The following is an 18365-nucleotide window of genomic DNA, read 5'->3' as shown; positions in this document are numbered from 1 at the left end:
AACACACCATGCAGAGTCCGCTCTTCAGCTACACCGAACAGCAGTCCCAGGACCGGTACACCATCCAGAACCCGCAGCTCCTGCGGGTCTCGCTGACCGGCCACGACGACGTCCTCGCCCGCAAGGGCGCCATGGTCGCGTACCAGGGGCTGATGGAGTTCGACGGCGAGTACCAGTCGCACGGACAGCGCCGCGCCCGCGCGAGCACCGGTGAGGGCCTCGACCTGATGCGCTGCTCCGGGCAGGGCACCGTCTACCTCGCCAACCTCGCGCAGTACATCCACGTCGTGGACGTCGACCACGACGGCATCACCGTGGACAGCGCCTATGTCCTGGCGCTGGACTCCTCGCTGCACACCGAGGTCATCGCGGTGGACAGCCAGTACGGCATCTCGGGCACCGGGAAGTACCAGCTCAACATCTCCGGCACCGGCAAGGTCGCCCTGATGACCTCGGGCCAGCCGCTGATGATGCAGGTCACGCCGGACAAGTACGTCAACGCCGACGCCGACGCGATCGTCGCCTGGTCCAGCTCGCTGCGGGTGCAGATGCAGGCCCAGACGCACTCCTCGGGCGTCTGGCGGCGGCGCGGGAACACCGGCGAGGGCTGGGAGCTCAGCTTCCTCGGCCAGGGCTTCGCCCTGGTGCAGCCGAGCGAGGTGCTGCCCCCGCAGAACCACGAGATCGGCCAGGGCGTCCGCGCCCAGTTCGGCATGGGCCAGCAGGGCGCCCACGGTCAGAACCAGAACAACTCCTGGAACTGAAACACCGAGCGCCGGCACGGCGAACACGGGTGAGGGGCGGTCTCCGCCGAGACCGCCCCTCACCCGTGCCGCGAGCGGTACCTACCGGCGCCGCTCCAGCTCGGCGCGGGTCCGCTCCATCAGCCGTACGACCGAGGTGTCGGCCACCGAGGCGACCTCGTCGTAGGCGAACCAGCGCAGGTCCAGCGACTCCTCGCTGATCTGCTCCGTCGCCCCGGAGGGCGCCAGAGCCGCGTACTGCACGTCCAGGTGCCAGTGGCAGGGCGCGGGGATCGGGTGGCGGTCCAGCCGCACCGGGCCGCCACCGAGCAGAGTCAGACCGGTGATGCCGGACTCCTCGGTCGCCTCCCGCAGCGCCGCGGCGGCGAGCGACTCGTCCTGCGGCTCGCAGTGGCCGCCCATCTGGAGCCACATCCGAAGCTTGCGGTGCAGGGTGAGCAGCACCCGGCCGCGCTCCGGGTCGACGACCAGCGCGCTGGCCGTCAGATGGCCGGTCCCGCAGGCCTTCCATATGCCGTCGGGGTGCTGTGCCAGATGGTCGAGGTAGCCCCGGCGCAGCTCACCCTGGTCCGGGTCCGGGCTCTCGTACCCCTTCAGTACGAGAACGGCGTCGTCGTGCAGGCTCACCGGTCGGTGTCGCCCTTGCCGTCGTCCTCGCGGTCCTCGGTCTCACCGGTGCCGCGTGCGCCCTTGTCGTCCGCGGCGGGCTTCTGCGGGCCCTTCGCGGCCTCGCCGAGCATCTTGTCCAGCTCGGAGAAGTCCAGCTGCTCGTGGTGCACGAAGCCGTCCGGATCGTCCAGGTCCTGGGCCGTGGGCAGCATGTCGGGGTGCTCCCACAGGGCGTCGCGCCCGTCCAGACCGCGCGCGTCGGTGAGCGAGGCCCACAGGCGCGAGGCGTCACGCAGCCGGCGCGGGCGCAGCTGGAGGCCGATGAGCGTGGCGAAGGTCTGCTCGGCGGGACCGCCGGAGGCGCGGCGCCTGCGCATCGTCTCGCGCAGCGCGTCAGCCGACGTCAGACGGGACTTCGCGGCCTCGTGCACCACGGCGTCCACCCAGCCCTCGACCAGCGCGAGAGCCGTCTCCAGCCGGGCCAGGGCGGCCTTCTGCTCCGGGGTGTCCTCCGGCTGGAACATGCCCTGCTGAAGGGCGTCCTGGAGCTGCTCGGGCTGCGACGGGTCGAACTGGCCGACCACGTCCTCCAGCTTGCTGGTGTCGACCTTGATGCCGCGCGCATAGCCCTCGACGGCACCGAACAGATGCGAGCGAAGCCACGGAACGTGGGCGAAGAGGCGCTGGTGCGCGGCCTCGCGCAGCGCGAGATACAGCCGCACCTCGTCCTGCGGCACGCTGAGGTCCTTGCCGAACCGCTCCACGTTCAGCGGCAGCAGGGCGGCCTTGCCCGCCGGGCCCAGCGGCAGGCCGATGTCGGTCGAACCGACCACCTCGCCCGCGAGCACCCCGACGGCCTGCCCGATCTGCTGGCCGAACATGGCGCCGCCCATCGACCGCATCATGCCGATCAGCGGGCCGGCCATCGCCTGCATCTCCTCGGGCAGCACATCGCCCATCGCGAGACCGACGCGCTCCGCCACCGGGTCGACCAGCTTCTGCCAGGCGGGCAGGGACGCCTCGACCCATTCCGCACGGCTCCACGCCACGGTCGAGACCGAACCGGAGGGCAGCGACGTCACACCGTCCAGCCAGAGGTCCGCCAGGCGCAGCGCCTCGTCCACCGCGGACCGCTCGGACGGGCCGACGCTGGCGTCCTTGGTGCCGTCCGGCGTGCCCTGCGAGACCGTCTGGCGGGCGATCTGCTTGGCCATGTCCCAGTTCACGGGACCGCCCTCGTAGCTCAGCATCTGGCCGAGCTGCTGGAAGGCGGCGCCCAGGTCATTGGGGTTCATCGAGCCGAACATCGCCGCGAACGGGTTGTCCCCGCCCGCGCCGGGTCCGAAGCCGAACGGGTTAGCAGGCCCGCCCGAACCCTGCCCACCTCCGGTGGGGTCCTTCTTCTTGCCCTCGTCGCCGTTCTCCGGCTCCTCCGGCGGAAGGCCGAATCCGAATGGGGTGTCACTCACGGGTTTCCTCGGCTCGTAGGGCCGTCGGCTCGAACCGACGGCGACTGCCCGACATCACCATCCAGCGTAGACACCAAAACTCCGCTCAGGGCCTCAGTGCTCCGCCGGCTCCCGGCCTGCGGCAGGATGGACGCCACCTGGTACGCACGCGTCATTCGGGTACGTACTGAAGACAACCGCTGGAGACGCCCGGTGAGTTCCCCAGATCCTCAGGTTCGCGCAGCGCGAAACCTGTCCGCCCCCTCGACCGAGAACAAACCAGAAAAGAGCCGCTCCAAGAACCGTGGACCCGTCGTCGCGGTCACCGGAGCGGCAGGGGGCGTGGGCGAGCTGCTCACCGCACGCCTCGCGGCATCCGAGGAGATCAAGCAGGTCATCGCCATCGATGAACGCCGAGGAGAGGTCTCCGAAGCGACCTGGCACATCCTCGACGTACGAGACCCCGCCATCGCGGAGAAGCTGCGCGGCGCAGACGTCGTGGTGCATCTCGCACTCGATCTCGACCTGGAGACCGACCCAGCCGCCCGCACCGCCTACAACGTGCGGGGCACCCAGACCGTGCTGACGGCCGCCGCGGCCGCCGGTGTCCACCGGGTCGTGCTGTGCACGTCGGCGATGGTCTACGGGGCGCTGCCCGACAACGACGTCCCGCTCGCCGAGGACGCCGAGCTGCGCGCCACGGCGGAGGCCACCGGCGTCGGCGACCTCCTGGAGATCGAGCGGCTCGGCCGCCGTGCGCCCCGCGCCCACCCCGGACTCAATGTGACCGTGGTCCGGCCCACCGTCCTGGTCGGCGGTACGGACACCGCGCTGACCCGCTACTTCGAGTCACCGCGCCTCCTGGTCGTCGCCGGATCACGTCCGACCTGGCAGTTCTGCCATGTCGACGACCTGGTCACGGCCCTGGAGTACGCCGCGCTGGAGAAGATCGACGGCGAGTTCGCGGTCGGCTGCGACGGCTGGCTGGAGCAGGAGGAGGTCGAGGAGCTCAGCGGCGTACGCCGGATGGAGCTGCCCTCCGCGGTGGCCCTGGGCGCCGCCGCCAGGCTGCACCGGATCGGCCTCACCCCGTCCCCGGCGGGCGATCTGGCGTACACGATGCACCCCTGGGTGGTCAGCGTGAGCCGGCTGCACGACGTGGGCTGGCGCCCGGCCTGGACCAACGAGGAGGTGCTCGCCGCGCTCCTCGAAGAGGTCGAGGGCAGACACACCGTCGCCGGACGCCGCCTCGGCCGCAAGGACGCCACCGCGGCCGGTGCCGCCGGTGCGACCGTGGCGCTGCTCGGCACCGCCGCCCTGGTCCGCCGCGCCCGCAAGGCCCGCCGCCGCATCTGAGGGCCGCCCGGCGGGGACCGCCCGAGCGGGAGCTTCTGCAGGCCCGAGCGGGAGCTTCTGTAGAAGGCTCCAAGGCCAGGGGCGGCCCGCCGGTGGAAAGCGCTATTCCGCCCTGTCGGCGCCGTGCGGCACCATGGGCCTCATGGCTCCCACCTTTGACCACCCCGGCGAGCGGGCGGCGGGCGACCCCGTCCGGCTGCTGGAGATTCGCGACACCCCGCTCTCCGTCGACGAGGTCTTCCGGGCCGTCGGGGACGACGCGGCGGGCGGCACGGCGCTCTTCGTCGGCACGGTGCGCAACCACGACGGCGGGCAGGACGTCGGCGCGCTCGGGTACTCCTGTCACCCCTCGGCACAGGACGAGATGCGCCGGGTGGCCGAGAAGGTCGTCGCGAATTTCCCGGTCCGGGCGCTGGCCGCGGTCCACCGGGTGGGTGACCTCCAAGTGGGCGATCTCGCGGTGATCGTCGCCGTCTCCTGCCCGCACCGCGCCGAGGCGTTCGCGGCCTGCCGCAAGCTCATCGACGACCTCAAGCACGAGGTCCCGATCTGGAAGCACCAGCGTTTCTCGGACGGCACCGAGGAATGGGTCGGCGCCTGCTGAGCGCAAGCCGGCCAGGAGGCCGTCCGGCCCGATTTGCGTAACCCCACCCCTGCCGTGAGTGTTGGGTGTCCAGACGGTTAATCTGCTGATCGGTCAGTTGCGGTCGCTCATGGGGTAGGGAGGTCGTAATGGCAGCACTTGCCTGGTTGCTGATTCCGCTTTTCGCTGCGTTCGGTGCTGCGATATGGGGAAGCTGGGCCACCCGTAATCGAACGACCGGCGATGTCTCCGAACTCGCCGGCTATGCCAGGTTCCGCGAGGCGATGGAGAAGCCGCACTCCGGTTCCGACGTCGTCTGACGTTTCCTCGCGCGTACGCAGTCGCCAATCCGCATCGCGGCTCCGGCGGCCGACGCCCTCCGGCCCAGCCCGCGCCCGGCTCCCCGCCTCGTACGGACCGGCCCCGGCGGTGCACTGACAGACCCTTCCCGTACTGTCGTTCCATGCCACGCCGCACCGCGACGATGCTCGCCTCCACCCTGGTCCTCATCGCGCTGCTCTGCGCAGGCGTGCTGATCAAAGTGCCGTATTCGGAGATGTCTCCCGGGCCGACCGTGAACACCCTCGGCGAGGTCGGCGGGGAACCCGTCCTGCAGATCACCGGGCACAAGACGTACCCGACGTCCGGCAACCTCAACATGACGACGGTCAGGGTCACCGGTGCCGACTACAGCATGAATCTCGTCGAGTCCGTCTACGGCTGGCTGGCCCACGACAGCGTGGTCGTGCCGCACGACACGCTCTACCCCGACGGCAAGACCGAGCAGCAGTCGACGCAGGAGAACGCCGAGGAGTTCAGCCAGTCCCAGGAGAGCGCCAAGGTCGCCGCGCTGACCGAGCTGAACATCCCGGTGGCCTCGCGCGTCGTGGTCTCCACGGTCGTCAAGGGCAGCCCCGCCCAGGGCAAGCTGCACGCCGGCGACGTGATCAAGCAGGTCGACGGCTCGCCCGTCGAGCAGCCCGAGGACGTCGCGAAGCTCGTCACCCGCCGCGACCCCGGCCAGAAGGTCACCTTCACGGTCGTCCCGGCCAAGACGGCGGAGGCCGCCGAGAAGGCGGGCAAGGAGCCCGAGGGCAGCCGGAAGGTCGTCATCACCACCGCGAAGGCCCCCAAGGAGGACCGCGCGATCGTCGGCATCCAGGCCGGGACGGACCACACGTTCCCGTTCCTGATCGACATCAAGCTCGCCGATGTCGGCGGGCCGAGCGCCGGTCTGATGTTCTCGCTGGGCATCATCGACAAGCTGACCCCCGGGCAGCTCACGGGCGGCAAGTTCGTCGCGGGCACCGGCACGATCGACGACAAGGGCAAGGTCGGCCCGATCGGCGGCATCAACATGAAGCTGGTCGGCGCGCGCGACGCGGGCGCCAGATACTTCCTGACGCCGGACGAGAACTGCAAGGCCGCCGCCTCCGACACCCCGAGCGGACTCACGCTGGTGAGGGTGAAGACGATCGACGACGCGAAGAAGTCGCTGGAGAAGATCAAGGCGGGGGACACGGCCGGCCTGCCGAGCTGCTCGGCAGGCTGACCGCGCCCCCTGCGGGGGGAGACGCCGGGAGGTCAGGCCTCGAAGGTCGCGGCCAGCGCGTCGGCCAGACCGGGCACGAGACCGGCGCCGGTCCGTACCTCGCTCGGGGTGTCCTTCGCGCGCAGCCGTACCGCCGACTCACGCGTACCGTCCCGGAGGACCGCCACGGTCATCCGCACCTCCTGACGCTCCGGGTGCTTGGCGACCCACTTGGTCAGCTGGGCGTCGCTGAGCCCTTCGGGCACGGCGGCCTCGGCGGACGGCGGCAGCATCAGCCGCTCCACCGTCATCGCGCATCCGATCACCGCGTCGGGCCAGGCGATCGTGGCGAGGAAATCGTCCAGGGCGGTGCCCGGCGGCAGCTCGTCCTGCTCGATGGGGGTCAGTGCGGCGGTCGGGGCTTCGGAGCTGTCCAGGCCGAGCTGGGCGGCGAGAGAGGGTTCCTGGACCCGCAGCTTGGCGGTGTCGACCAGGGCGAAGAGCCGGGCCGGCTGGTCCCAGCCGAGGCCGGAGATGTACTCGTCGATTTCGAGCACGGCGACGGTGAGCGGGCTGGCGGCCATCGGGGGGCCTGAGGGGGAAACGTTGGACATGGCCAATATCCTGCCTCCTTCCGCCCCGGGAACGGGAACTAGGTAAAGCCTCAGTAAGTTGCATAGGTGGGCTCTACGATCGCTGGGCCCGCTTCACACGACCCGCGAACTTCGAGGTGCGCACGTTGGCTTTCCAGATGCCGGACCGCGGCGGAGGCCCGACCGGGCCACGGATCAGAGTCGGCCGCCCGTCCCGGCGTGCCCGTACCCTGCTCATGACATTGGGCGTCCTGGCGGTTCTCGCCATGGCGTTCGTCATGTTCGCCGGGTTCTGGACTGACTGGCTGTGGTACCGGTCGGTCGCGTATTCATCCGTCTTCACCACCACCCTGTGGACCAAGATCGGGCTGTTCTTCGTCTTCGGACTGCTGATGGCTGTCGCCGTCGGCCTGAACATCTGGCTCGCGCACCGGCTCCGGCCGCCGCTGAGCGCGATGTCGCTGGAACAGCAGAGCCTGGACCGTTACCGGATGAGCCTCGCCCCGCACAAGAAGTGGGTGCTGCTCGCGATCACCGCGCTGGTCGGTCTGATCGCCGGAGCATCCGCCTCCGGCCAGTGGCGTACCTGGCTGATGTACGTGAACGGCGTGGCGTTCGGGCAGAAGGACCCCCAGTTCCATCTGGACGTGTCCTTCTACGCCTTCGATCTGCCCTGGTACCGCTTCCTGCTGGGCTTCGGCTTCGCGGCCACGGTGCTCTCGCTGATCGCCGCCGCGATGACCCACTACCTGTACGGCGGGCTGCGCATCACCAGCCCCGGAGCGCGGGCGACCGGCGCGGCCACCGGCCATCTGTCGGTGCTGCTCGGCGTCTTCGTCTCCCTGAAGGCCGTGGCGTACTGGCTCGACCGGTACGGCCTGGCCGTGAAGTCCAGCGACTTCAAGGCCACGGACAACTGGACGGGCCTGCGGTACGTCGACGCCAACGCCTATCTGCCGGCGAAGACCATCCTGTTCTGCATCGCCGCGATCTGCGCCGTGCTGTTCTTCGCGACGCTCTGGCGCCGCACCTGGCAGCTCCCGGTCATCGGCTTCGGCCTGATGGTGCTCTCGGCGATCCTGATCGGTGGGCTGTACCCCGCGATCGTGCAGAAGTTCCAGGTCCAGCCGAACGAGCAGGCCAAGGAAGCTCCGTTCATCCGGAAGAACATCGAGGCGACGCGCGATGCCTACGACATCGACGACGCGCAGGTCGACGACTACTCCGGCAAGAGCACGACGGACGACGACGCCAAGCTGCGCGCCAGTGCGAACGAGGCCGCCAGCTACCGGGTGATGGACCCCAACGTCGTCTCCCCGGCCTTCCAGCAGCTCCAGCAGAAGAGGAACTACTACCAGTTCCCCAAGACGCTTGACGTCGACCGCTACAAGGACGCCGCCGGCAAGGACCAGGACACGGTCATCGGTCTGCGCGAGCTCAACCTCGACGGCATCCCCAAGCGCAACTGGATCAACGACCACTTCACCTACACCCACGGCTACGGCGCCATCGCGGCCCGGGGCACGACGACGGGCAAGAACCCGAAGGGCTCCCCGGACTTCACCGAGTCCGGCCTGCCGACGTCGGGTGAGCTCGGCAAGTACGAGCAGCAGATCTACTACGGCGAGAAGACCGAGCAGTACTCCATCGTCGGCGGGCCCCAGAAGGAGCTCGACTACGAGGAGGACGGCGAGAAGACCACCAGCTACAAGGGCGACAGCGGGGTCAGTCTCTCCAACGCGTTCAACCGCGCCGCGTACGCGGTCTCGTTCAGCGAGCCGCAGATCCTCTACTCGGGGGCCATCGGCGAGGGCTCGCGGATTCTCTACAACCGCACGCCCAAGGAGCGCGTCGAGGCGGTCGCCCCGTGGCTGACCATCGACGGCGACGCCTACCCGGCCGTGGTGAACGGCCGCATCCAGTGGGTCGTCGACGCGTACACCACCACCAACGGCTACCCGTACGCCTCCCGTACGACGCTCGGTGACACCACGGCCGACTCACTGACCACCAACCAGCGCGCGGTCGTCGCCCAGCAGAACCAGGTCAACTACATCCGCAACTCGGTGAAGGCCACCGTCGACGCCTACGACGGCAAGGTCAAGCTCTACGAGTGGGACACCGAGGACCCGGTCCTCAAGACCTGGCGCAAGGCGTTCCCGGGGACCGTGGAGCCCAGGGCGGACATCCCGCAGGAGCTCATGGACCACCTGCGCTACCCGCAGGACCTGTTCAAGGTGCAGCGCGAACTGCTCACCCGCTACCACGTCACCAACCCCGCGCAGTTCTACAGCGGCAGTGACGCGTGGCAGGTCCCGGACGACCCGACCAACAAGGAGTCGGGCGCCGTCCCGCCGTACTACCTGAGCATAAAGATGCCGGACCAGACGGCTCAGAAGTTCTCGCTGACGACGACCTTCACCCCGAAGGGACGGCCCGACCTCGGGGCGTTCATGGCGGTGGACGCCGATGCGGCCAGCAAGGACTACGGCACGATAAGGCTGCTGAGAGTCACCACCACGGTGAAGGGCCCCGGGCAGGTACAGAGTGAGCTCAACGGCAACGACGATGTCGCCGAGTTCGTGAGAAACCTGAAGGGGACCGACTCCGACATCGAGTACGGCAACCTCCTGACCGTGCCGTTGGAAGGGGGCTTCCTCTACATCGAGCCGGTGTACACGCGCGGTGGCACGCAGAACTATCCGCTGCTGCGCAAGGTCGCCGCCTCGTACGGGTCGAAGACCGTCTTCGAGAACAGCCTCGGGGAGGCGCTCAACGCGGTCTTCGGGGTGACGGACTCCGGCACCACCCAGCCGCCGTCGGACACCACCCGGCCACCGGGCACCACCCAGCCGCCGGCCACCGGTGACGCGGCGCTGAAGAAGGCGATCGCGGACGCGCAGAAGGCCTACTCGGAGGGCGAGGCGGCCCTCAAGGAGCAGGACTGGGCCGCCTACGGCAAGGCCCAGGCGGATCTGCAGGACGCGCTCCAGCGTGCGGCGGCTGCCCAGCCGAAGTCGGGCAGCGCGAACAGCGCGAGCGGCCCGGACAAGGCGGACGGTGCCGACAAGGCGGATGCCGACAAGGCCGACGGTGCAGACAAGGCCGACAGCGCCGACAAGAGAGACGAGCCGGCCAGTGCCGACAGCGGTGGCTGAGTAACCCGGTAAAGGCTCACCCCCGCGTCGTGGTACGGTTTCACCACAACGACGCGGGGTGGAGCAGCTCGGTAGCTCGCTGGGCTCATAACCCAGAGGTCGCAGGTTCAAATCCTGTCCCCGCTACTGAAAGACCAAGGCCCGGATCCTTTCGAGGATCCGGGCCTTCGTCGTGTCATGGCGACTTTCTTGTGCAGGGTGCGTGAAGTGCGGTTCGTGGGGCACGAGTTGGCTCCGGACGTGTTTGACTTATCTCTCTGTGGGCATGTCGACAAAACGCTGAAGTGACCTAACTGGCCGCGCTATACCAGGTGTACGCGGGTGGCAGGCGGTGCGACGATGGTATTTATGGGGGACAGGGCAACTCTGTTGGAGACAGGGCGGTTTGTGCAACGTCGCGTTCATCAGCCGGATATCGCGACGAATGCGGCTTTTGGCGTTGCCGCCACCGAGAACAACGAGACCACTGACACACCTGAGACACCCGAGACACCTGAGATCATCAAGGCGACCGAGACTGCCGAGACTGCGGGGTGTGCCGCGACCGTCGAGAGCACGGAGTTCACAGAGAGCACGGGAAGCGCCGGGACCGAGCGGGGCACCGGGACCGTCGGGGCCATGGAGACTCCCGGCGGCGCCGAGAGCCCGGAGAGCGCCGAGAGCGAGGCGCGTCACCGTCGCGCCGCCGACGCCGGGGACACCGCGTCGATGAGCATTCTCGGCGCCGTGCTGCTGCGCCGCGGAGACCTGGACGGCGCGGAACCCTATCTGCGCCGCGCCACCGCGGACGGCGACCGGGCCGCGGCCAACAACCTGGGCGTCCTGCTCCACCAGCGCGGATACACCGACGACGCGGCCGGCTGGTGGCGCATCGCCGCCGTCGCGGGGTCCGCCGCCGCCGCGCACGCGCTGGGCCGCCACTACCGCGAGCGCGGCGACGAGCCCGGCGCCGAGTACTGGCTGCGGCAGTCCGCCGAGCAGGGTCACGCGCTGGGCGCGTACGCCCTGGCCGACCTGCTGGAGCACCGCAGCGACGTCGGTGCGGAGCGCTGGCTGCGCGCCGCCGCCGAGCAGGGGCACCGGGAAGCCGCGTACCGCCTCGCACGCATGCTGGACCGCAACGCCGGCGACGACCCGCATGACGCCTTCGGCCGCCCGGGGCTGGGCCCCGGTGCGGGCGACCGCTCCGGCGCGGCCGGACGGCCCGTGGCGCGCAAGGACGACGGCCCGGTGGCGGGTCCGGCGACCGGACGGGTGGGCGAGGCCGAGCAGTGGTACCGGCAGGCCGCCGCGCGTGGCCACCGGCGTGCCGCCCTGCATCTCGGCGCCATCCTCGAACAGCGCGGCGAGCTCAAGGAGGCCGGCCGCTGGTACCTCATCTCCGCGAAGGCGGGCGAGGCGCGCGCCGCCTGTGCGCTCGGCTTCCTGCTGCGTGACGCGGGTGACGAGGAGAGCGCCGCCGTGTGGTGGCTGCGCGCCGCCCAGGACGGCGACGGGAACGCCGCCAACGCCCTGGGCGCCCTGCACGCGGCCCGTGGCGAGCAGCAGACCGCCGAGCGCTGGTACCGCGCCGCCATGGACGCGGGCGACGTCAACGGCGCCTACAACCTCGGCCTGCTCTGCACGGCCCAGGACCGCACGCCCCAGGCCGAGCAGTGGTACCGCCGCGCCGCGTACGCGGGCCACCGCGAGGCCGCCAACGCACTGGCCGTGCTCCTGCTCCAGGCGGGCGACGCGACCGGCGCCGAGCCCTGGTTCTCCAAGGCGGCCGAGGCGGGCAGCGTGGACGCGGCGTTCAACCTCGGCATCCTGTACGCCGGGCGCGACGAGGACCGCATGGCGCTGGTCTGGTACGAGCGTGCCGCGGCGGCCGGGCACACCGAAGCCGCCCTCCAGGTCGGCATGGCCCTGCTGCACCACGGCGAGGAGCAGGAGGCGGAGCGCCATCTGCGCTGCGCGGCCGGCGGCGGCAGCGCCGAGGCGGCCTTCCGGCTGGCCGGGGTGCTGGACTCGCGGCAGCCGCCGCCCGGACCCCCCGCGCTCGGCGAGCCGATGCCGGAGAAGACCGAGTGCGAGGAGTGGTACGAGCGGGCCGCCGAGCAGGGCCACCGCCGTGCCCAGGTGCGGGTCGGGATGCTCGCGGCGGCCCGCGGCGACGTGGACAGCGCCGCCCGCTGGTACCGCGAGGCCGCCGAGTCCGGCAGCCGCAACGGTGCCTTCAACCTCGGACTGCTGCTCGCCCGCGAGGGCAGCGAGCGCGAGGCAGCCCTGTGGTGGAGCCGCGCCGCGAACGACGGGCACGGCCGGGCCGCCCTGCGCCTCGCCCTGCTGGCCGCCCGCCGCGGTGAGCTGGCCGAGGGGCAGCGCTGGTGTGCGCGGGCGGTGGAGCTGGGCCCGGCGGAGGTCGCCGAACGGGCCGCCCGGCTGCGGGAGGCACTGCACCAGGAGCTGACCGCGTAGGGACGGAGGCCCGCCGGGGCGGCGCGTGAGCGGCGTCCCGGTGCCCGTCCCCGTGGGGCGCAGGAACGGATTTGCGCTGGTCGGCAGCGGTGACGTACAGTTCTAAACACAACGACGCGGGGTGGAGCAGCTCGGTAGCTCGCTGGGCTCATAACCCAGAGGTCGCAGGTTCAAATCCTGTCCCCGCTACTGAAGACAGAAGGCCGGATCCTTTCGAGGATCCGGCCTTCTGTGCATGTGCTGCGCGAGGTCAGAGCTTGTGGCCCACGGCCTCCGAGTACATCGTCCGGTCTACGGCCTTCGCCTCCGGCACCGAGGCGCCCTCGGACACTCCCGAATCGGCGTACGCCTCCTGCAGCCGGTCCGTCGTGCCCTTGCGTATCTCCCAGTCCATCCGCATCGACGGGGTCGACCGCAGCGTGGCCTCATCGGTCTTCATCAGCTTCGCCAGCTCGGTCACGAAGCCGGGATCGGACTTGTAGTCGCCGGTGAAGTAGGTGTTCACCGTCCGGATGTAGGCGCGGAGGAAGGCGACGCCCGCGTCCGGGTCCTCGTTGAGCAGCGTTGGGCCGAAGAGCAGGCCGCCGAGCGGTTCACCGACGGGCTGGCCGCCCAGGAACGCGTACTTCCTGTCGCCGTCCACCCTGCGCCAGATCGGGTCGAGCAGCCAGGCCGAGTCCACGCCGCCGTTCCGCAGTGCGGTCAGCACGTCCGCGGAACCGAGCTGCTGGAAGCTGATCCGGTCGAGGCCACCGCCGTGCCTCTTCAGGGAGGTGCCCATCGGGTACGCGATGACCGAGCCCTTGCCGATCATGGTGCCCAGCTTCCGGCCCGCCATCTCGACGTGATCGGCGCTCTCGCCGTCCTTGAGCCGCACCCACAGGCCGCTCTTGGAGGCGGGGTCGGGGGAGAAGTTCCCCGCGACCCACTTGATGTCGAAGCCGCCGTTGATGCCGTTCATCACGGCTGCCTCGGGAGCCGCCCACTGGGCGTCCACGTCGCCCTTGGCGAGCAGCGGCAGGGCGTCCGGGGTGGGCAGCACCTTCAGTTCGACGTCCAGCCCCTCCTTCGCGAACTCGCCCTTCGCCACCGCGACCTGGAGCGGAGCGACGTACTCCGCGCTCAGGGTGCCGGTGGCGACGGTGATCTTCCGCTGCTTCGCCAGGGGTTGGGCCGCCGGGGCGCCCTTGTCGCAGCGGGCCGCCTTCCGGTCGGGGGCGAGGTCGGCCGGGTCGGTCCAGCTCCCGGCGCCACAGCCCGCGACGGGCTTCACGGTGCGCGGCGCGGCGGCACCGCCGCCGCCGGAGTCGTGCCCGGCGCAGCCCGCGGCGCCGAGCAGGGATGCCGTGACGAGCACGACGGTGCGGGTGATGCGGGTGTGGGTACGCACAGTGCCTCCGTACGAAGAGCGTGGGGAGCCGTTCAGGACCGACCGCGGCCGCGGTCGCGCGGGGCCCACGGCGTGAGCAGCCGTCCGGCGATCCGCACCACTTCGGAGAAGACGACACCGAGGACGGCCACGCACACGATGCCGACGAACATCACGTCGTTCTGGAACAGCGCCCGGGAGTCGAAGATCAGATGGCCCAGACCGTCGGCCGCGGCGATCTGCTCGGAGGCGACGATGACGAGCACGGCCACCCCTGCCGCGATCCGTGCCCCGACCAGTACCGCGGGCAGCGACGCGGGCAGCAGCACATGGCGGAACATCTGCCGGTGCGAGGCGCCGAAGACCTGGCCGGCGTCGCGGTGACCGGCTGGGACGGCGAGCACGGCCGCCATGGTGGAGATCCAGACGAAGAAGAAGACGGTCGCGGCGACCAGAGCGATCTGCGGCCCTTCACCGAGGCCGAACATATTGAGGAAGACGGGCAGCAGGGCCAGCTTCGGCACGACGTACAGGGCGTCGAGCAACGGCTCCAGCGCCGCCCGTACGAGGGAGAGTGAGCCCATCAGCAGGCCGAGCGCGTATCCCGCGACGGTGCCGATCGTGTAGCCGCCCAGGACCCGCTTGAGCGTGGCCCATACATCCGGCCACAGTTCACCGGCGCCCGCCCGGTCCAGGCCGTCCGCCAGGATGGTGGAGGGGGCGGGATAGACCCGGGCATCGATCCAGGACTGCGCGGCGGCCAGCTGCCAGAGCAGCACGAGGAGCAGGGGCACGGCGACGGCCAGCGTGATCTCCAGGGCGCGGCGCCTGCGGTGGGTGCGTGCCGGACGCAGCTCCTGCGGGCCCGGTCTGCGGATCAGAAGGCCCTCGTCGGGCTTCGTGGTGTTCACGGTGACGGTCATGCCGGGACCGCCTCCCGGTGCACCTCGCCACGCAGGAGCTCCCACAACTCGCTCTTCAGCGCGGTGAATTCGGGTGCCGAACGGACCGTGCCGGTGCGCGGCCGGCCGAATGGCGGGCGGCGCTCGGCGATGATCTGCCCCGGTCTGGCGGACATCACCAGCACCCTGTCCCCGAGCACGATCGCCTCTTCGAGGCTGTGGGTGATGAAGAGGGTGGTGGTACGGGTGGTCTGGGTGAGGTCGAGCAGCTCGTCCTGGAGGATGGTGCGCAGCTGGGCGTCGAGCGCCGCGAACGGCTCGTCCATCAGCAGGATCTCGGGTTCGACGGCGAGGGCGCGGGCGATCGCGACCCGTTGCCGCATCCCGCCGGAGAGGGCGGCCGGATAGGCCCCCGCGAAGTCGGAGAGCCCCATCCGGGCCAGCCAGTCGCGTGCCCTGGCATCGGCCTCCTTGCGCGGTGTGCGCTGGATGTCGAGACCGAACCGGACGTTGGCGAGCACGGTCTTCCAGTCGTAGATGCCGTAGTCCTGGAAGATCATCGCCGCCGGACGGGGCGAGGCCGTACGGATGGACAGCTCGCCGGAGCTGGGGCGGAGCAGCCCGGCGGCGATCCGGAGCAGCGTGGACTTGCCGCAGCCGGACGGGCCGACGACGCAGGTGAACTCGCCCGGCGCGACGGAGAGATCGAGCGGACCGAGGGCGGACAGGGCCTTGGTGCCGCGCCCGAACGAGCGGGTGAGCGCTTCGGCGCGGAGTTTGGGACTGGTGACTGCGGGGGCGGGTTCGGCTGCGGGGGCGGGTGGGGTCGGGTGCGGAACTCCCACGGGTCTCTCCTCGGGCGTATCGAGGTGCGGATCCGCCGCGGGGCGGACGTGATCGCCGCAGACGATATGACTACCCGTCAGATTGGGGAAGGGGGTGCGCAGGTGCCAGTGGTCGGGAGGGGTGTCGTCCCCCGCGGGGATTCACGCGGAAGGCCCCGGTGCGAATGACGCTCGCACCGGGGCCTTCGACGTGAGGAGCGGCCCGGCTCAGCCCGTCGACGCGCAGTTCGGGCAGATGCCGCGGTAGGTCACCTCGACGCCGGAGACCGTGAAGCCGAAGCGCTCGTCGCTCGGCAGGTCCGCCATCGGGTCGCCGGCCGGGTGCACGTCGCGGATCGTGCCGCAGCTCGCGCAGACCAGGTGGTGGTGGGGCCGGTGCGCGTTCGGGTCGTACCGCTTGGCGCGGCGGTCCGTGGAGACCTCGATGACCTCGCCGAGCGTCACCATCTCGCCCAGTGTGTTGTAGACGGTGGCCCGGGAGATCTCGGGCAGCTTGGCCACGGCCCGGGCGTGGACCTCGTCGGCCGTCAGGTGCACGTGGTCCCCGTCGAGGACCTCGGCCACGACGCGCCGCTGCGCGGTCATGCGCCAGCCGCGTCCGCGAAGTCGTTCCAGCAGGTCACTCATAGAAACAAGCCTAACAGTGGAGGGACCAGGTCCCGAACGGGTGTGACTTTGGATGTTCACTTGACTTGGACTAAGTCCATTGTAGGATCGGCACCGGCATACGCCAAGGGACAGGCTGTGCAGGACAAGACGAATGTGCAGGAACGACGCAGGAGGCGCACGTGACGCAGGGACCGCTCACCACGGAGGCCGGCGCGCCGGTCGCCGACAACCAGAACAGCCAGACCGCGGGCGTCGGCGGTCCCGTCCTGGTGCAGGACCAGTCGCTGATGGAGAAGCTCGCGCACTTCAACCGTGAGCGCATCCCGGAGCGCATCGTGCACGCCCGCGGCGCCGGCGCGTACGGCACGTTCACGCTGACCCGTGACGTCTCGCAGTGGACGCGAGCCAAGTTCCTCTCCGAGGTCGGCAAGCAGACCGAGACCTTCCTGCGCTTCTCGACCGTCGCGGGCAACCTCGGCTCGGCCGACGCGGTGCGCGACCCCCGCGGTTTCGCGCTGAAGTTCTACACCGAAGAGGGCAACTACGACCTCGTCGGCAACAACACCCCGGTGTTCTTCATCAAGGACGCCATCAAGTTCCCCGACTTCATCCACACCCAGAAGCGCGACCCGTACACCGGCTCGCAGGAGGCGGACAACGTCTGGGACTTCTGGGGTCTGTCGCCCGAGTCCACCCACCAGGTGACCTGGCTCTTCGGCGACCGGGGCATCCCGGCCACGCTGCGCCACATGAACGGGTACGGCTCGCACACGTTCCAGTGGAGCAACGAGGCCGGCGAGGTCTTCTGGGTCAAGTACCACTTCAAGACCGACCAGGGCATCAAGAACCTCACCCAGGCCGAGGCCAACAAGCTCGCCGGTGAGGACCCGGACAGCCACCAGCGCGATCTGCGCGAGGCGATCGAGCGCGGCGACTTCCCGTCCTGGACGGTGCAGGTCCAGATCATGCCGGCGGCCGAGGCGGCCACGTACCGCTTCAACCCGTTCGACCTCACCAAGGTGTGGCCGCACGCGGACTACCCGCCGATCGAGATCGGGAAGCTGGAGCTCAACCGGAACCCGGAGAACGTCTTCGCGGAGACCGAGCAGTCGATCTTCAGCCCCGCGCACTTCGTGCCCGGCATCGGTCCGTCCCCCGACAAGATGCTCCAGGGCCGTCTCTTCGCGTACGGCGACGCCCACCGCTACCGCGTCGGCATCAACGCCGACCACCTGCCGGTGAACCGCCCGCACGCCACCGAGGCGCGTACCAACAGCCGGGACGGCTATCTGTACGACGGCCGTCACAAGGGCGCGAAGAACTACGAGCCGAACAGCTTCGGCGGTCCGGCCCAGACCGACCGTCCGCTGTGGGAGCCCACCACCGTCACCGGCGAGGTCGCCACGCACGCGGCCCCGAGCCACGCCGAGGACAACGACTTCGTGCAGGCCGGAAACCTGTACCGGCTCTACTCCGAGGACGAGAAGGCCCGGCTGATCGACAACCTCGCCGGGTTCATCGCCAAGGTCTCGCGCGACGACATCGCCGAGCGCGCGATCAACAACTTCCGCCAGGCGGACGGCGACTTCGGCAAGCGTCTGGAGGCCGCGGTCCAGGCCCTTCGCGGCTGATCCGGACGGTTGTCGTCGGCGGTGGGCCGGCCTCCCCTTCGGGGGAGGCCGGCCCACCGGTCGTTCGGGGCTCAGCCGATGAGTTCCACGTGGTGGCGGCGCCGGGTGGGCGCCCAGCAGCGCAGGATGTCGCGTACGGAGACGATGCCCACGGGGCCGTGGCCGTCCAGCACGATCAGATGCCGGAACCCGCCGTGTGTCATGGCCACCGCGGCCTCTTCCAGGGTCCAGGTGGGCGAGGCGAAGACCACGTCGGTGGTGGTGTGGGTGGCGGCGGTCTCGACGTCCGGATCCTGTCCGGAGCCGACCGCGTTGAGTATGTCGCGTTCGGTGAGGATGCCGAGCCCGCTGTCGTCCTGGTCGAGTACGACCGCGGCCCCGACATGGCGGACCGACATCAGCCGGGCGGCCTGGCGGAGCGTATGGGCGGGCCCGATGGTGAGGACCAGCGTGCTCATGGCGTCACGGACGAGCATGAAGAGAGCCACCTCCTTGGTGAAACGACTG

The 18365-nt window shown here is 70.2% G+C and carries 16 protein-coding genes and 2 tRNA genes; 10 read left to right on the top strand and 8 right to left on the bottom strand.

Annotated features, from left to right (window positions below):
- Window positions 1-8: 8 nt before the first annotated feature.
- Window positions 9-764, top strand: coding sequence for an AIM24 family protein (locus ABZ622_RS09110; protein ID WP_360541723.1), 756 nt, complete (start codon window positions 9-11; stop codon window positions 762-764).
- Window positions 765-845: 81 nt separating this feature from the next.
- On the opposite strand, the gene ABZ622_RS09105 is transcribed toward ABZ622_RS09110, so the two are convergent.
- Both ABZ622_RS09105 and ABZ622_RS09100 read right to left on the bottom strand, forming a co-directional pair.
- Window positions 846-1391 (bottom strand): NUDIX hydrolase, encoded by a 546-nt coding sequence (locus tag ABZ622_RS09105; protein WP_360541722.1) that lies wholly within the window; start codon window positions 1389-1391, stop codon window positions 846-848.
- Window positions 1388-2842, bottom strand: coding sequence for a zinc-dependent metalloprotease (locus ABZ622_RS09100; protein ID WP_360541721.1), 1455 nt, complete (start codon window positions 2840-2842; stop codon window positions 1388-1390). The genes ABZ622_RS09105 and ABZ622_RS09100 overlap by 4 nt, the downstream gene beginning before the upstream one ends.
- Before the next feature lie 192 nt (window positions 2843-3034).
- Between ABZ622_RS09100 and ABZ622_RS09095 the strand changes: the two genes are divergently transcribed.
- The 4 genes from ABZ622_RS09095 (at window position 3035) to ABZ622_RS09080 (ending at window position 6312) form a co-directional block, all read left to right on the top strand.
- Complete coding sequence (locus ABZ622_RS09095; protein WP_360541720.1) at window positions 3035-4177, top strand: SDR family oxidoreductase; 1143 nt, start codon at window positions 3035-3037, stop codon at window positions 4175-4177.
- 142 nt (window positions 4178-4319) lie between these two features.
- Complete coding sequence (locus ABZ622_RS09090; RefSeq protein WP_360541719.1) at window positions 4320-4781, top strand: molybdenum cofactor biosynthesis protein MoaE; 462 nt, start codon at window positions 4320-4322, stop codon at window positions 4779-4781.
- A gap of 128 nt (window positions 4782-4909) precedes the next feature.
- Window positions 4910-5080, top strand: coding sequence for a hypothetical protein (locus tag ABZ622_RS09085; protein WP_266912420.1), 171 nt, complete (start codon window positions 4910-4912; stop codon window positions 5078-5080).
- Between the two features lie 143 nt (window positions 5081-5223).
- Entirely contained in the window at window positions 5224-6312 is a 1089-nt protein-coding gene (locus ABZ622_RS09080; RefSeq protein ID WP_360541718.1) for a PDZ domain-containing protein, read from the top strand.
- A gap of 32 nt (window positions 6313-6344) precedes the next feature.
- On the opposite strand, the gene ABZ622_RS09075 is transcribed toward ABZ622_RS09080, so the two are convergent.
- Window positions 6345-6905: a PPA1309 family protein gene (locus ABZ622_RS09075; protein ID WP_360541717.1), complete on the bottom strand. Its 561-nt coding sequence runs from the start codon at window positions 6903-6905 to the stop codon at window positions 6345-6347.
- A 137-nt stretch (window positions 6906-7042) separates the two neighbouring features.
- Between ABZ622_RS09075 and ABZ622_RS09070 the strand changes: the two genes are divergently transcribed.
- The 4 genes from ABZ622_RS09070 to ABZ622_RS09055 all read left to right on the top strand — a co-directional run bounded on the left by ABZ622_RS09070 (window position 7043) and on the right by ABZ622_RS09055 (window position 12691).
- Window positions 7043-10042 (top strand): UPF0182 family protein, encoded by a 3000-nt coding sequence (locus tag ABZ622_RS09070; protein WP_360541915.1) that lies wholly within the window; start codon window positions 7043-7045, stop codon window positions 10040-10042.
- Between the two features lie 52 nt (window positions 10043-10094).
- Window positions 10095-10168, top strand: a tRNA-Met gene (locus ABZ622_RS09065).
- A gap of 213 nt (window positions 10169-10381) precedes the next feature.
- Complete coding sequence (locus ABZ622_RS09060; RefSeq protein ID WP_360541716.1) at window positions 10382-12502, top strand: tetratricopeptide repeat protein; 2121 nt, start codon at window positions 10382-10384, stop codon at window positions 12500-12502.
- Window positions 12503-12617: 115 nt separating this feature from the next.
- A tRNA-Met gene (locus ABZ622_RS09055) sits at window positions 12618-12691 on the top strand.
- A gap of 61 nt (window positions 12692-12752) precedes the next feature.
- Here the strand turns inward: ABZ622_RS09055 and ABZ622_RS09050 are convergent.
- The 4 genes from ABZ622_RS09050 to ABZ622_RS09035 form a co-directional block, all read right to left on the bottom strand.
- Entirely contained in the window at window positions 12753-13892 is a 1140-nt protein-coding gene (locus ABZ622_RS09050; protein WP_360541715.1) for an ABC transporter substrate-binding protein, read from the bottom strand.
- A 32-nt stretch (window positions 13893-13924) separates the two neighbouring features.
- Window positions 13925-14794, bottom strand: a complete 870-nt coding sequence (locus ABZ622_RS09045) for an ABC transporter permease (RefSeq protein ID WP_360541714.1) — start codon at window positions 14792-14794, stop codon at window positions 13925-13927.
- Entirely contained in the window at window positions 14791-15501 is a 711-nt protein-coding gene (locus tag ABZ622_RS09040) for an ABC transporter ATP-binding protein (RefSeq protein WP_360541914.1), read from the bottom strand. The genes ABZ622_RS09045 and ABZ622_RS09040 overlap by 4 nt, the downstream gene beginning before the upstream one ends.
- 324 nt (window positions 15502-15825) lie before the next feature.
- Window positions 15826-16245, bottom strand: a complete 420-nt coding sequence (locus ABZ622_RS09035) for a Fur family transcriptional regulator (protein WP_360541713.1) — start codon at window positions 16243-16245, stop codon at window positions 15826-15828.
- A 161-nt stretch (window positions 16246-16406) separates the two neighbouring features.
- Between ABZ622_RS09035 and ABZ622_RS09030 the strand changes: the two genes are divergently transcribed.
- On the top strand, window positions 16407-17858 hold the full coding sequence (locus ABZ622_RS09030; RefSeq protein ID WP_266912406.1) for a catalase: 1452 nt from the start codon (window positions 16407-16409) through the stop codon (window positions 17856-17858).
- A gap of 71 nt (window positions 17859-17929) precedes the next feature.
- On the opposite strand, the gene ABZ622_RS09025 is transcribed toward ABZ622_RS09030, so the two are convergent.
- Complete coding sequence (locus tag ABZ622_RS09025; RefSeq protein ID WP_266912404.1) at window positions 17930-18334, bottom strand: CBS domain-containing protein; 405 nt, start codon at window positions 18332-18334, stop codon at window positions 17930-17932.
- Between the last annotated feature and the right edge of the window lie 31 nt (window positions 18335-18365).

It is taken from the genome of Streptomyces sp. NPDC007164 (assembly GCF_040634135.1).
In the GTDB taxonomy this organism is placed as follows: Bacteria; Actinomycetota; Actinomycetes; order Streptomycetales; family Streptomycetaceae; genus Streptomyces; species Streptomyces sanglieri.
Note: the sequence above shows the minus strand (reverse complement) of the source record. Positions and strands in the feature narration are given on the sequence as shown.

What these genes read in the sequence shown, in the direction of transcription:
- ABZ622_RS09060 (WP_360541716.1), top strand. Translation starts at nt 10,382, where the DNA reads ATGGTATTTATGGGGGACAGGGCAACTCTGTTGGAGACAGGGCGGTTT.
- ABZ622_RS09025 (WP_266912404.1), bottom strand. Translation starts at nt 18,334, where the DNA reads ATGCTCGTCCGTGACGCCATGAGCACGCTGGTCCTCACCATCGGGCCC.
- ABZ622_RS09090 (WP_360541719.1), top strand. Translation starts at nt 4,320, where the DNA reads ATGGCTCCCACCTTTGACCACCCCGGCGAGCGGGCGGCGGGCGACCCC.
- ABZ622_RS09075 (WP_360541717.1), bottom strand. Translation starts at nt 6,905, where the DNA reads ATGTCCAACGTTTCCCCCTCAGGCCCCCCGATGGCCGCCAGCCCGCTC.
- ABZ622_RS09080 (WP_360541718.1), top strand. Translation starts at nt 5,224, where the DNA reads ATGCCACGCCGCACCGCGACGATGCTCGCCTCCACCCTGGTCCTCATC.
- ABZ622_RS09070 (WP_360541915.1), top strand. Translation starts at nt 7,043, where the DNA reads ATGCCGGACCGCGGCGGAGGCCCGACCGGGCCACGGATCAGAGTCGGC.
- ABZ622_RS09110 (WP_360541723.1), top strand. Translation starts at nt 9, where the DNA reads ATGCAGAGTCCGCTCTTCAGCTACACCGAACAGCAGTCCCAGGACCGG.
- ABZ622_RS09085 (WP_266912420.1), top strand. Translation starts at nt 4,910, where the DNA reads ATGGCAGCACTTGCCTGGTTGCTGATTCCGCTTTTCGCTGCGTTCGGT.
- ABZ622_RS09045 (WP_360541714.1), bottom strand. Translation starts at nt 14,794, where the DNA reads ATGACCGTCACCGTGAACACCACGAAGCCCGACGAGGGCCTTCTGATC.
- ABZ622_RS09035 (WP_360541713.1), bottom strand. Translation starts at nt 16,245, where the DNA reads ATGAGTGACCTGCTGGAACGACTTCGCGGACGCGGCTGGCGCATGACC.